At 67.9% G+C, this 13396-nt stretch carries 14 protein-coding genes; 7 read left to right on the top strand and 7 right to left on the bottom strand.

Annotated features, from left to right (window positions below):
* Positions 1 to 4: 4 nt before the first annotated feature.
* Positions 5 to 493 carry a 2-amino-4-hydroxy-6-hydroxymethyldihydropteridine diphosphokinase gene (locus ACE039_RS11245; protein ID WP_485822394.1) on the top strand — a complete coding sequence of 163 codons (489 nt, stop codon included), beginning with the start codon at positions 5 to 7 and terminating at the stop codon, positions 491 to 493.
* A 57-nt stretch (positions 494 to 550) separates the two neighbouring features.
* Here ACE039_RS11245 and ACE039_RS11250 read toward each other — a convergent pair whose 3' ends face one another.
* From ACE039_RS11250 to ACE039_RS11265, 4 genes are read right to left on the bottom strand one after another with little or no spacing between them, the layout of a single operon-like run.
* Entirely contained in the window at positions 551 to 1450 is a 900-nt protein-coding gene (locus ACE039_RS11250) for a sugar kinase (protein ID WP_485822395.1), read from the bottom strand.
* A 52-nt stretch (positions 1451 to 1502) separates the two neighbouring features.
* A complete protein-coding gene (locus tag ACE039_RS11255; protein ID WP_105555430.1) occupies positions 1503 to 2333 on the bottom strand; it encodes an HpcH/HpaI aldolase/citrate lyase family protein in 831 nt (276 codons plus the stop codon).
* A complete protein-coding gene (locus ACE039_RS11260; protein ID WP_105555431.1) occupies positions 2330 to 3523 on the bottom strand; it encodes a CaiB/BaiF CoA transferase family protein in 1194 nt (397 codons plus the stop codon). The genes ACE039_RS11255 and ACE039_RS11260 overlap by 4 nt, the downstream gene beginning before the upstream one ends.
* Positions 3520 to 4350, bottom strand: coding sequence for an HTD2 family dehydratase (locus ACE039_RS11265; RefSeq protein WP_310034727.1), 831 nt, complete (start codon positions 4348 to 4350; stop codon positions 3520 to 3522). Before ACE039_RS11265 ends, ACE039_RS11260 begins: the two co-directional genes overlap by 4 nt.
* A 150-nt stretch (positions 4351 to 4500) precedes the next feature.
* Between ACE039_RS11265 and ACE039_RS11270 the strand changes: the two genes are divergently transcribed.
* Entirely contained in the window at positions 4501 to 5394 is an 894-nt protein-coding gene (locus ACE039_RS11270; RefSeq protein ID WP_105555433.1) for a LysR family transcriptional regulator, read from the top strand.
* A 24-nt stretch (positions 5395 to 5418) separates the two neighbouring features.
* Here ACE039_RS11270 and paaG read toward each other — a convergent pair whose 3' ends face one another.
* From paaG to ACE039_RS11285, 3 genes are read right to left on the bottom strand one after another with little or no spacing between them, the layout of a single operon-like run.
* Complete coding sequence (gene paaG / locus ACE039_RS11275) at positions 5419 to 6243, bottom strand: 2-(1,2-epoxy-1,2-dihydrophenyl)acetyl-CoA isomerase PaaG (RefSeq protein ID WP_485822396.1); 825 nt, start codon at positions 6241 to 6243, stop codon at positions 5419 to 5421.
* Positions 6240 to 7352, bottom strand: coding sequence for an acyl-CoA dehydrogenase family protein (locus ACE039_RS11280; RefSeq protein WP_485822397.1), 1113 nt, complete (start codon positions 7350 to 7352; stop codon positions 6240 to 6242). Before ACE039_RS11280 ends, paaG begins: the two co-directional genes overlap by 4 nt.
* A 33-nt stretch (positions 7353 to 7385) precedes the next feature.
* The gene (locus ACE039_RS11285) at positions 7386 to 8576 is read right to left on the bottom strand and encodes an acyl-CoA dehydrogenase family protein (protein ID WP_105555436.1); all 1191 of its coding nucleotides are present in this window, start codon (positions 8574 to 8576) and stop codon (positions 7386 to 7388) included.
* A gap of 200 nt (positions 8577 to 8776) precedes the next feature.
* Here ACE039_RS11285 and ACE039_RS11290 point away from each other — a divergent pair, with 200 nt between their 5' ends.
* From ACE039_RS11290 to ACE039_RS11310, 5 genes are all read left to right on the top strand, one after another.
* Positions 8777 to 9181 carry a Zn-ribbon domain-containing OB-fold protein gene (locus ACE039_RS11290; protein WP_105555437.1) on the top strand — a complete coding sequence of 135 codons (405 nt, stop codon included), beginning with the start codon at positions 8777 to 8779 and terminating at the stop codon, positions 9179 to 9181.
* Complete coding sequence (locus ACE039_RS11295) at positions 9178 to 10350, top strand: thiolase (RefSeq protein ID WP_105555438.1); 1173 nt, start codon at positions 9178 to 9180, stop codon at positions 10348 to 10350. Before ACE039_RS11290 ends, ACE039_RS11295 begins: the two co-directional genes overlap by 4 nt.
* Positions 10351 to 10367: 17 nt before the next feature.
* Positions 10368 to 11888 (top strand): class I adenylate-forming enzyme family protein, encoded by a 1521-nt coding sequence (locus ACE039_RS11300; RefSeq protein ID WP_485822398.1) that lies wholly within the window; start codon positions 10368 to 10370, stop codon positions 11886 to 11888.
* A gap of 57 nt (positions 11889 to 11945) precedes the next feature.
* The gene (locus ACE039_RS11305) at positions 11946 to 12920 is read left to right on the top strand and encodes a Bug family tripartite tricarboxylate transporter substrate binding protein (protein ID WP_485822399.1); all 975 of its coding nucleotides are present in this window, start codon (positions 11946 to 11948) and stop codon (positions 12918 to 12920) included.
* Positions 12921 to 12938: 18 nt separating this feature from the next.
* Positions 12939 to 13396: NAD(P)H-dependent flavin oxidoreductase (locus tag ACE039_RS11310; protein ID WP_485822400.1), on the top strand; the 458-nt coding region annotated here is incomplete at its 3' end.

The raw sequence follows: 13396 nt of genomic DNA on the forward strand, positions 1-13396 counted from the left end.
CGGAATGCCGTCCGCCATCGTCCGCGCCTATATCGGCCTGGGCGCCAACCTTGGCGACAGCGCGGCCACCCTGCGCCGCGTGCTGGCCGAATTGCAGGCGACCGACGGCATCACCGCGGTGACGGCGTCACCGTTCTACCGCAGCGCGCCGGTGGACGCCACCGGCCCTGATTTCGTGAACGCCGTGGCGGCATTGGACACGCGCCTGCCGCCGCTGGCCTTGCTGGACGCCCTGCAAGCGCTGGAAAACAGCCACGGCCGCCAGCGTCCCTACAAGAACGCCCCGCGCACGCTGGATCTGGACCTGCTGACATATGGCGACACGCAGCAGGACCACGAACGCCTGATCCTGCCGCACCCCCGGATGCACTTGCGCGCCTTCGTGCTGCTGCCGCTGCGCGATCTGGCGCCGGACATGTGGGTGGAAGGCAAGCCGATCGGTGAATGGATCGACGCGATCCAGGACCAGGCGATCGAACGGCTTGTTCAATAGCGCCACGCAGGCCATCTTCACGCGGCCTTGGCCGCAAGCCTCTGCCCTGCCTTTCGTTCAGCCCGCCTTGGCGGCGAACGCCATCATGGCCCGCTCCACGTCTTCCACTTTCGGCAGTCCGGCTTCATTGCCCAGGTGCTGGATTTTGTGCGCGGACGCCGCCCGCGCAAACGTGAAGTGTTCTGCCCAAGGTTGCTCGGGGCGGTTCAGGTAAGACCACACATAGGCGCCGTGGAACACGTCGCCCGCCCCCGAGGTATCAACGATGCGATTGCCCGGCACGTCCAGTGACGGCAGGACGTCGACACGGCCGGTCTCGTCGTACCAGAGCATGCCGCGTTCGCCCATGGTCACGGCGCCAATGCGGCAGCCGCGCGCCTTGAGCAAGCCCAGCAGACCTTCCGGCGTCAGGCCCAGCTGTTCGCACATGCGCTCCGCGCAGACGGCGATGTCGATGTGGCGCAAGAGCTCGTCGGTGTTCTCGCGCACACCGCCGCCATCCAGCGACGTCAGCACGCCTGCCTGCCGGCACGCCCGCGCATAGTGCAGCGCGGCGTCGGGCTGATGCCCATCCAGATGCAGCGCTCGATAGCCGCTGATGTCCAGGCGGGGAAAATCGTTCAGGTAGTCCACGTCGCGTGCGCGCACGATGGCGCGCTTGCCGTGGTTGGGCATGATGAAGGACAAGGACGAGCGGCGCACATGGCGCGCGTGCAGCGTCACGCCATGTGCCGCGGCCATGTCCGTGTACATGTGCCCCAGCCAGTCGGGCGCCAGCGAACAGACCAGGTCGGGTGGCGACCCCAGCTGCGCGCAAGCGAACGCCGCCGTGACGGCGTTGCCGCCGAAGGACACCGCGTAGTCCCGCGCCACGCTTTTTTCGTCGCCCGTGGGCCATTCGTCGGCCAGCACGGTGACATCGATATAGGTGTGTCCGATGAAGAGCGCATCGCTCATGCCGCAGCCTGTGAAAAAAGAGGGAAACCCGAGGATAGGCGATCTTCCCCGGCTACGCGCCGTGCTCGCCGGCTTGCGCCAGCACCAGCCGCGCGCGCGCGATGACGGGCGCGTCGACCATCTTGCCATCCAGCATGAAAGTGCCCGCCGCCGTTTCGCGATGGGCGGCGACCACGCGGCGCGCCCATTCCAGCTCTTCTTGCGCCGGCACGAACGCCGCGTGGATCACCGGCACCTGCGTGGGATGGATGCACAGCATGCCGCCGAACCCCATCTGCTGCGCGCGGCCCGCCGCGTGCGCCAATCCGGCCTGATCCTGCACGCCGGGGAATACGCCATCGAGCGCTGGCGCGAGCCCGGCTGAACGGGTATGCAGCAACACCTGCACCCGTGCGTGGTCCAGCACGGTTTCCGCGCCGGGCGTGTCGGGGGTAAGACCCATGTCCAACCCGTAATCCAGGCTGCCGAAGGCCAGCCGCGCCACGCCGGGGGTGGCCGCGACCTCGGCCGCGTTCAGCAGGCCGCGGGCGGTTTCAAGGATGGGGATGACGGGCAGGCCCGTCTGCGCCACGTGCCGGACCTGCGCCAGGCTTTCGGCCTTGGGCAGCAGGATCCCGGCCACGCCGGGGTGGCCCCGGCAGGCTTTCAGGTCGTCGTCGTGCCAGGACGTGGACGCGTCGTTGATGCGCACCCACAGGCGCGCCTGGCGATGCGTCCCCAGGAAGTCACACAGCGCTTCGCGGGCAGACGCCTTGGCCAGATGCTCGACGGCATCTTCCAGGTCGACGATGACGGCGTCCGCGCCGGCGGCCAGCGCTTTGGGAATGCGCTCGGCGCGCGAAGCCGGCACGAACAGGGCGCTACGAACGACGGGATGCGTCACACGACCTCCGAGGCATGGAATTGCGCCACCTGATCCGGCGCGTATCCCAATGATGCTAGCACCGCATCCGTGTTTTGGCCCACCGAGGGCACCGCGGCCATGCGCGGCGCGAAAGCGTTGCTGCTGGCTGGTGGCAGCAGCGCCGGCAGCGTGCCGGCGGGGCTGTCGACCTGGCTCCAGCGGGCACGCGCCTGCAATTGCGGATGCGCCCAGACGCCCGCCATGTCATTCACCCGCGCGTTGGCGATCTGGGCGTCTTCCAGCCGCTGCGTGACCTGCGCGACGGACAAATCGGAAAAGGCTGCCACGATCAGGTCGCGCAGGGCATCGCGGTTGGCGGTGCGCTGCGAATTCGACAGGAAGCGCGGGTCTTCGGCCAGATCGGCCTGGCGCAGCACCTGAGCGCAGAAAACGCGCCATTCGCGCTCGTTCTGCAGGCCCAGCATGATGGTGGAGCCGTCGCCTACCGGGAACGGCCCATAGGGGTAGATCGAGGCATGGGCGGCCCCCGCACGCACGGGCGGCGCGGCGCCTTCGAACGCGTAATACATCGGAAAGCCCATCCATTCGACCATGCTTTCCAGCATGGATACGTCCAGGCGGCTGCCCAATCCGGTTCGTTGGCGCAGCAGCAAGGCGTTCAGGATGGCCGAATAGGCGTACATGCCCGCCGCGATGTCGGCGATCGAGCACCCCGCCTTGACGGGATCATCTTTCGTGCCCGTGACCGACAGGAAGCCGCTTTCGCTCTGGATCAGCAGGTCATAGGCCTTCTTGTCCTGGTAGGGGCCGCCTTCGCCGTAGCCCGAGATGTCGCACACGATCAGGCGCGGGTACTTCTTGTGCAGGGCGTCGAACGAGAGCCCCAGCCGCGCGGCCGCGCCGGGCGCCAGATTCTGCACCAGCACATCGGCCGATTCCAGCAGGCGGTCCATGATGCCGCCGGCTTCGTCGCGCTTCAGGTCCAGCGTCAGGCTCTCCTTGGAACGGTTGGTCCAGACGAAATGCGAGGACAGGCCGCGCACACGTTCGTCGTAGCCCCGGGCGAAGTCGCCGCTGCCAGGACGTTCGATCTTGATGACGCGCGCGCCCATGTCCGCCAGTTGGCGGGTGCAGAATGGCGCGGCGATGGCGTGTTCAAGGCTGACGACGGTGATGCCGTCCAAGGGGCGGGTGGCCTGCGTGCTCATTCGGTAAACCTCAGTTCAGCTTGGTGGGCCAGCGTGCCGTCCTGCTCGGCCCACAGCTGGGCCACGCCCGGCTCGGTCAAGCGGCCGGCCACCTGGAAGGGCGCGGGCGAAATCAACGGACGCAAGCCGCGGTACGACAAGTGCGTAAGACGGGCCTTGGGATGGGCGCGGGTAAAGGCGGCCACCATCTCGGTGGCGATCAGCGGGCCGTGCACCACCAGGCCGGGATAGCCCTCGGTGCCCGTCACGTAGGGATGGTCGTAATGGATGCGGTGGCCATTGAAGGTCACCGCGGAATAGCGGAACAGCAGCACGGAAGACGGATGGACCGTGTCGCGCCATTGCGCCTGAGGCGCGGGTTCGCTGCCCACGAGCTTTGGCGGCGACGGCTGCCGGTAGACGATGTCCTGCTCTTCCTGGATGACGATCTGGCCCGCCTGATGGTATTCGTGGCGCACGGTCACGAACAGCAGCGCGCCGGTGCGGCCCGTTTTCTCTTTGACGTCGGCGACGGTCGACACGCGTTCGGCGGGAACGCCAACCTTCAACGGCTGGCGGAATTCCACCCGGCCGCCGGCCCACATGCGGTTGCGGTCCTGGGCCGGCGGCAGGAAACCGCCGCGTGACGGGTGACCATCTGTCCCCAACCCATCCATGCCTACCGTGCTGATGAAAAACGCCCATTGCCACAGGGGCGGCAGGGCCTCGCCCTGGGCCGGCGCCGCACCGCCCAGCGTGGCCGCGATGCGCGCGGCATGGCCGGGATCCATCGCGTCCGCCTTGCGTTCGCCGCTGCCGATCCAGCCTGCCGGATCTGTAGAAGTCATGCCGATATCCTTTGGTGGGGTTTTCTCAGCCTGAAGCATGCCCGCAAGCCGTCCCCAATGTGAATTCGTTTTTCCTCAAGGCGGGGTTTGCGGCGCCTGAATCGACGGCCCATGCCCAGCCCCGGCGCCGCGCGCCGTAATATATGCCCCATGCACTTCGACCTTGCCGACCTACGCCTGTTCATCCATATCGCGGAATCCCCCAGCCTGACCCAGGCGGCCAAACGGGCGCACTTGTCCCTGGCCGCGGTCAGCGTGCGGATCAAAGCGCTGGAGAATCAGCTCAATACCCGATTGCTGTACCGCGACAGCCGCGGCGTGGAAATCACGCCCGCCGGCCAGAAGCTGCTGCAGCACGCCCGCGTCATCATGCGGCAGGTGGATCACCTGAAGCACGACTTCCAGGAGCAGTCCGACGGCGACGCCGGCCACATCCGGATCTTCGCCAACACCACGGCGGTCACCGAATTCATGCCGGACATCCTGGCGCAGTTCCTGTCGGGCCATCCGGGGGTAACGGTCGACCTGCAGGAACGCCTGACGCGCGACATCGTGCGGGGCGTGCTGGACGGCACCACCGACCTGGGCATCGTGGCCGGACCGGTGGACGCCCCCGAATTGCAGACAATCCACTTCAGCACCGACCGGCTGGTGTTGGTGGTGCCCAACGGCCACCCTTTGCAAGACCAGGAAAAGGTCAAGCTGGTGGACGCCGTGCGTTATCCGTTCATCACCATGCACGAGGGTTCCACGCTGGTCGCCTTCCTGCGCGACCAGCTGGAACGCGGCGGGCAGCGCCTGCCGCAACGCATCCAGCTCTATAGCTTCGATTCGATCTGCCGCATGGTGCAGGCCGGCGTCGGCATCGGCGTCATCCCCGACTCCGCCGCCCGCCGCTACGGCGCCGACACCAAGCTGCGCGTCGTAGAGCTGGACGAACCGTGGGTGGTGCGAGAGCGCAAACTGCTGGTGCGCGATATCGATGCCCTGCCCGGCTGCGCGCGCGAACTGATCGAACAGATCCAGGTGCCACGGGCGCCCTGACGCCCGCAGCGCCCGCCTGCGGCGTCACGTGCCGGTGAACGCGGGCGGCCGCTTTTCAGCGAAGGCTCGCATCCCTTCCAGGTAGTCGTCGGTGTAGCCAAGCTCGCGCTGGAAACGGCATTCCAGATCGAACTGCTGCGCCAGCGTGTTGCCGCTGGACGCATGCAGCGCCGCCTTGGTCGCGGCATAGGCCCGCGTGGGCCCCGCCGCCAAGGTCGCCGTGACGTCCAACACCGTGGCGGCCAGCGCGTCGTCGGGCACCACGCGCCAGATCAAGCCCCAGGATTCCGCCTGCCGGGCGCTGACCGCTTCGCCGAACAGCGCCGCCCCCATCGCGCGGGCCGACCCCACCAGCCGAGGCAGGAACCACGTGCCGCCGGCGTCGGGCAGCAAGCCGATCTTGCTGAAGGCCTGAATGAAGCGCGCCGACTCCACGGCGAACACCACGTCGCATGCCAGCACCAGGCTGGCGCCCGCGCCCGCCGCCACGCCGTTCATCACGCACACCACCGGCACGGGCAATGCGCGCAAGCGCGTGATCAGCGGCCGGTAGCATTTCTCGAGCATCTGGCTCAGGTCGCGGCGCGATCCGTCGTCGGCGGGTTTGCGCTCGGAGAGGTCCTGGCCGGCGCAAAAGCCGCGGCCCGCCCCCGTGATGACCAGGCCACGCAGGCCCGGATCAGCCTCCATGGCGTCCAGCGCGCGCGCCAGCTCGGCGTGCATGACTTCCGTGAAGCTGTTCAGCCGGTCGGGGCGGTCAAGCGTGATGACGCCCACGCCGCGATCCAGCGTAAAGCGGATCTGGGTGTATTCGGCCCCTTGGGGCGGATGGGACGCGGTTGCGCTCATGCCAGTTCCTCCAGAACGGCCAGTTGCTCGGCCGTGTCGCCCAGCAGTTGGTCCACCACCGTCAGCCGTTTGAAATAGTCGCCCACATCCAGTTCGTCGGTCATGCCCATGCCGCCGTGCAATTGCACGGCCATCTGCGCCACCTGGCGTCCGGCGCGCGCGGCTTCCAGCTTGGCCGACGCGATCATGCGGCGGCGCTGCGCGGCATCCGGCTCGGTCAAGGCGGCAACCGCCACATAGGCCATCGACAAGGCCAGTTCCTTGGCCACCAGCATCTCGGCCAGGCGATGCTGCAAGGCCTGGAACGACGCCAGCGGCTGCCCGAACTGCTTGCGCGTCTTCAGATAGTCAACCGTGATCTCCAGCAGGCGCTCCATGGCGCCCGCCGCATGCGCGCACAGCGCTGCCGTGCCCCATTGCAAGGCTTGCGCCAGCGCTGCGTCCGCGGCCGGCCCTTCGGCCAGCAAGGCATCGGCGGGCAAGCCCACCGCGTCCAGGTCCAGCCGGGCGCAGCGCGCGCCGTCCAACGTGGGCGTATCGGTCACCCGCACGCCGGCCGAATCGGACGGCACCGCCAGCAGCACGGTCTGCCCGTCGGCGCCTTGCGCGCTGACCAGCCATGCCGTCGCCGCGGCGCCATGCCATACCAGGTGCTTGACGCCATCCAGGCGCCAGCCTTCGGCGGTCTTGGCGGCGTGGCAATGCTGGGGAAGAGTGTCGTAGCGGCGGCCGGGTTCCTGGTAGGCCACGCTGACGATGGCCTCGCCCGATGCGATGGCGGGCAGCCAGCGGCCGCGCAGGGCGTCACCGCAGGCGTCCAGCAGCGCCGCGCCCATGACCGCGCTGGGAATGACCGGTTCGGACACCAGTCCGCGGCCCAGTTCCACATGCACCGGCAGCAGGCTGGCCGGCACTTCGCCGAATCCGCCGAAGTCCTGTGAAATGGTCAGGCCCAATACGCCCAGTTCGGCCAGCGCGCCCCAGGCCTTGGGGTCCAGCGTGCCGCTTGCCTGGCGGGCGCGGCGCTGGGGATACGTCCATGCCTGGTCGACCAGGCGGCGCAGGCTGTCGGCCAACATGCGCTGTTCTTCGGTGTAGATGAAATCCATGCGTGTCTTCCTGTCGGATTGCGCGGGGTGGGCCTACAGGCCCAGCACCAGCCGGGCGATGATGCCCTTCTGCACTTCGGTCGTGCCGCCGTAGATGGAGGTCTTGCGCATATCGGCGTAGCCCGCGCCGGAGGCGGCAGCCATCTCGGGGCCCGGACCATGGAAATCGGCGCCGGCCTGCAGCCAGTCGGGGTCGTAGGGCCAGGCATCCGGCCCCGCCACTTCCATCTGCAGCATGGCGAGGTCCTGCTGGATCTCGGACCCGCGGATCTTCAGCACGGACGCCTCGGGCCCCGGCGTGCCGTCGTTGCTGGAGGCCACCCTCAACAGCAGCATTTCAAGCGCCATGATGTCGACTTCTATCCGCGAAATGCGGTCGCGGATGCGGCTGTCGGCCAGCAGCGGCTTGCCATGCGACTGCGCGCGCGCGGCCATCTGCTTCAAGATGCCCAGTTCGCGATGGCAGTGGCCCAGCCCGGCGATGCCGGTGCGCTCGTGGCCCAGCAGATACTTGGCGTAGGTCCACCCCTGATTCTCTTCGCCCACCAGGTTGGATACCGGCACCCGCACGTTTTCCAGCCAGACTTCGTTCACGTCGTGGCCGCCATCGAGCGTGCGGATCGGGCGCACGGTCACGCCCGGGGTGCGCATGTCCAGCAGCAGCATCGAGATGCCGCGCTGCGCTCGCGCGTCGGGGTCCGTGCGCACCAGGCAGAACATCCAGTCGGCGTACTGGGCCAGCGTGGTCCAGGTTTTCTGGCCGTTGACGACATACTCGTCGCCATCGCGCACGGCGCGGGTCTTGAGCGAGGCCAGGTCGGAACCGGAACCCGGTTCGGAATAGCCCTGGCACCACCAATCCTCCACGCGCAGCATGCGCGGCAAGAGGCGCGCCTGTTGCTCGGCGCTGCCGTACTTCATCAGCACGGGACCAATCATGGACAAGCCGAAAGGCAGCAGCCGCGGGGCGCCCGCCTTGAAGCATTCCACTTCGAAGATCAGGCGTTGCAAGGCGTTCCAGCCGGTGCCGCCGTGCTCGACGGGCCAATTGGGCGCGCCCCAGCCGTGGTCGGCCAGGATGTTGTGCCAGCGCACGTAGTCCTCGCGTTCCAGCCGCTGATGCCGCAGTACCTTGTCGCGGATATCGGCCGGCAGGTTGGCCGCGGCGAACGTGCGCACCTCGTCGCGGAATTGGCGCTCTTGCGGCGTCCAGGTCAGGTTCATGGTCTACCTCCTTTGCCCGGTATCTAGCCACGGCGCGGGCGGACCGGCAATCTGCCTATTCCGAAGACCGGCTTCGCGCAGGATGTAGGGCGAGCCCCCTCTACAGGCGCGCAAAAGGCCTGCTTCAGCAATGAAGAATGGCCGAACCCGACGCCAGTGCGGACACTAGCAGCCGTCATCTACCGGAGTCCCATCGCACCATGACTGTTCCCGATCACAAGGAAAGCGTGTCGCAGGGCGTCGAGGCGCAGTACCGCCAGGCGCTCGACGAGGGCCGTTTTCTTATCCAGCATTGCGCCGGTTGCGACCGCGCCGTGTTCTATCCCCGAATGATTTGTCCGCATTGCGGCGCGGACAAGCTGGCCTGGACCGAGCCCGACGGGCGCGGCACCGTTTATTCCTCCACCGTGGTGCGGCGCAAACCCGAGGCGGGCGGCGACTACAACGTGGCGCTGATCGACCTGCAGGAAGGCGTCAGGCTGATGAGCCGCGTGGAAGGCGTGGCCCCCGCCGATGTGCATATCGGCATGGCGGTGCGCGCCCGCGTGGCGCAACAGGACGGCCACGGGCTCGTGGTTTTCGTACCCAACAAGGAGGCGCCATGACGCTGAACGATTTGCGCGGCGCCGTCGCGGTGGCGGGCGTGGGCCACGCCGGGCTTGGACAGGCCGCGGGCTATACCGAAATGGAAATCCTGGTGCAGGCGGCGCAGCGCGCCGTGGCCGACGCCGGCCTGACGATGCGCGACATCGACGGCATCTGCACGGCCAGCGTCGCGGCGCCGATGTGGGCCATGCCGGTGATCGAACACCTGGGTATCCGCCCCACCTTCATCGACAGCACCATGCTGGGCGGCTCCAGCTTCGTGGCGCACCTGATGCCGGCACTGCATGCGCTGGCCTCCGGCCAATGCAACGCAGTGCTGGTTTGCTACGGCAGCACGCAGCGCACGTCCACGCTGAGCCGTGCCGAAATCGGCCGGGTCCGCAAGCAGTTCGACCCCCAGCCCTACGAAACGCCATACGAGCCGTTGAGCCCGCTGTCGTCGTATGCGTTGGCGGCGGCGCGCCACATGCACCAGTACGGCACGCGCCGCGAACACCTGGCGCAAGTGGCGCTGGCGGCCAACCAATGGGCGCAGCTGAACCCCGAGGCGCAACTGCGCGAGCCGGCCACGCTGGACCAGATCTTGTCGGCCCGCATGGTGTCCGACCCCTTGAGCGTGCGCGACTGCTGCCTGGTCACGGACGGCGCGGGCGCCTACGTGCTGGTGCGGGCTGACCGGGCGCGCGACCTGCCGCGTCCGCCCGTCTACGTGCTGGGCAACGCCACGGCAGTGTGGAACCGGCAAATCTCGTCCATGGAAGACCTGACCGTGACGGCCGCGGCCGAATCCGGCAAGCGCGCCTTCGACATGGCCGGCGTCACGCCCAAAGACGTCGACGTGGTCGAGCTCTACGACGCCTTCACCATCAACACCTTGCTCTTCCTGGAAGACCTGGGCTTCTGCGCCAAGGGCGAAAGCAAGGACTTCATCGCGGACGGCGCCATCGCGCCAGGCGGCAGGCTGCCGGTGAACACCAATGGCGGCGGCTTGTGCTGCGTGCATCCCGGCATGTATGGCGTCTTCATCATGATTGAAGCCGTCCGGCAGTTGCGCGGCGAATGCGGCGCGCGCCAGGTTGCCGACGCGCAACTGGCACTGGTGCATGGCAATGGCGGCACGCTGTCCAGCCAATCCACCGCAATCCTGGGCACCCAGGCCACCCTTTGACCTTCACGGCAACACCGATGTCCCAAGCAGAACCCATCACCCGCATCCACGAAGTCCTGGCGCTGCAAGCGCGCCAGCGGCCCGACGCCGTCTGCCTGCACGAAGAAGGCGGCGGCACGCTGACCTACGCCCAACTGTGGCAACGCGTGCAGGCCGTAGCGGGCTGGTTGCGCGAACAGGGCGTGCAACCCGGCCACCGGGTGCTGATGGTGGGGGAAAACTGCGCGGCGATGATCGCCGCGCTGTTCGGGTGCGGCCTGGCCGGCGCCTGGCCGGTTGGGGTGAACGCCCGCTTGTCCGCCCGCGAGGTCGACAACATCCGACAACACGCGCAGCCCGAACTGATGCTCTACACCACGGGCATCTCGCCCGCGGCGGCCGCGCATGCCGTGGCCGCCGGCGCCACGGACGCGGCCCCGGCCATCTGGGGTCCGGGCGTGCAGGCCTTGCGGGCGGCCGTTCCCACGCAGGCCGAGACCGGCGAGCAGGCCGCGGAAGTCGCCACCGTGATTTACACGTCCGGCACCACCGGCGCGCCCAAGGGCGTGATGGTGCCCCATCGCGGGCTGCTGCACTTCGCGCGGGTGTCGGCGGCATCGCGCCGCCTGACACCGCACGACATCGGCTACGCGGCGCTGCCCATGTCGCACATTTTCGGCATCGCCACGGTATTGATGGCCACCGTGCACGCCGGCGCCAGCCTGGTGCTGCGCAGCCGTTTCGACGCGGAAGACGCGTTCAAGGCGTTGGCCCATCCTGGCGTCAGCATCCTGCAGGGCGTGCCCACCATGTTCAGCCGGATGATGGCCGTGGCGCCGCCGCGCGCGGACCTGCGCGCCCCGGCGTTGCGCTACCTGTACACCGGCGGGGCCGCGCTGGACCCCACGCTCAAGCGTGATGCCGAACGCTACTTTGGCGTGTCGATGCACCATGGCTACGGCATCACGGAATATGCGGGATCGATGTTCATCACGCGCATCGACGCGCCGCGCGAAGACTGCTCGGCCGGCTACGCGGTGGACGGCGTCGAAATGCGCATCGGCAGCCCCGACGGCGGCACACCCGCGCCTGGCGAGCGCGGCGACATCCTGATCCGCGGCCCCGGCGTCATGCTGGGCTACTACCGCAGCCCCGAACAAACGGCGCAAGCGCTTTTGCCCGGCGGCTGGCTCAACACGGGCGACATCGGCTATGTCGACCACAGCGGCGCGCTGTTCATCGCCGGCCGCTCCAAAGACCTGATCATCCGGTCCGGATTCAACGTGTACCCCATCGAAGTCGAATCGGTGATCAACGCGTTCCCCGGCGTGCGGCTATCCGCCGTGGTGGGCCGCGACACGGCCGACCAGAATGAAGAAGTCATCGCCTTCGTCGAACCCCTGCCCGGCGCCACGATCGACACCAACTTGCTGATGCTGCACCTGCGCGCGCAGCTGGCGCCCTACAAGCGGCCCGCACGAATCATCCCCATCGACACCATTCCCACGACCGTCAGCGGAAAAATCCTGAAGCAACCGCTGAAAGAAAGGCTGGCGTAGGCGCGGACTCGCTGTTCCGCTCCACGACCCGCCGCTACTACACAAGGAGACAACAGCGTGAACATCAAGACTCTGTTCGCCGCGGCCACCGCCGTGGCGGCGCTTGCTACGGCGGCTTCCGCCCGTGCGGACGCCTACCCCGAACGCCCCATCCGCCTGCTGGTGGGCTACGCCCCTGGCGGCCCCGTGGACACCACGGCCCGCGTCTTCGCCAAGTACCTGGGCGACAAGCTGGGCCAGACCGTCGTGGTGGAGAACCGCGCCGGCGCCAGCGGCATGATCGCGTCCGACGCCACCGCCAAGGCCACGCCCGACGGCTACATGCTGGGCTTTGCCGCCAGCCCCACGTTGACCATGTCGCCGCTGGTCCAGCGCAGCACGCTGTTCGATCCGCGCCGCGATTTCTCGCTGATCGGGCTGGTGGTCGATTACGCCAACGTGCTGCTGATCGGCCCGCAGATCCCCGCCAAGAATGTCGGCGAACTCGTCGGCTACGCCCGCGCGCACCCGGACGCGGTGTCGTTCGGATCCGCCGGCATCGGGGCATCCAACCACCTGTCGGCCGAACTGCTGAAAAAACAGGCCGATGCGTCGATGCTGCACGTGCCGTATCGCGGCAACTCGCCGGCAATGATGGACGTGATCAGCGGCAAGGTGACCTTCATGTTCGACATCACCAGCACCGCCATTCCCTTCATCAAGAGCGGCAAGGCGCGCGCACTGGCCGTCACATCCAGGACCCGCAATCCGGAACTGCCCGACGTACCCACGATGATGGAAGCCGGCATGAAGGACTACGAAGTCGTCGGCTGGTACGCGCTGGTCGGCCCCAAGAAACTGCCCGACGCCGTCTCGGCCCGCCTGACCCGCGCGCTCGACGAAGTCTCGAAGGATCCCGCCTTCCGCAAAGCCATGACCGAAGGCGGCTACACCATCAACGCCGGCGACTCGAAGGCGTTGCAGTCCCGTATCGACCGCGAGTACGCCTTGTGGTCGGAAGTTATCCAAAGCGCCAACATCCAGGCCAACTGACCCCACCGGAGCACCACGATGCAACCTCCGCTTGCGCTACACGCCCAGACCCGCCTGCCCATCATCGGCGCCCCCATGTTCCTGGTTTCCGGGCCGGAATTGGTGGTGGCGCAATGCGCGGCGGGGATCATCGGCACGTTCCCTTCCTTGAATGCGCGGCCGCAGGAGCAGCTGCACGACTGGATCACCCGCATCGAGGAAGGCCTGGCCGCCAGGCGCCAGGCCAACCCCGGCGCCCGCGTCGCGCCGTATGGCGTGAACCTGATCATCCATCCCAGCAATCCGCGTTGGCAGGGCGACCTGGCCATCTGCGCCGAACGGCGTGTGCCGCTCATCATCACATCGCTGCATGCGCCGGAAGCCGTGGTGAAAGCCGTGCATCCGTACGGCGGGCTGGTCTATCACGACGTCACCAATGTGCGCCACGCCAAGCGCGCGTTGGAGGCCGGCGTCGATGGCCTGATCCTGGTGGGGGG

The organism is Achromobacter maghribensis, assembly GCF_057334215.1.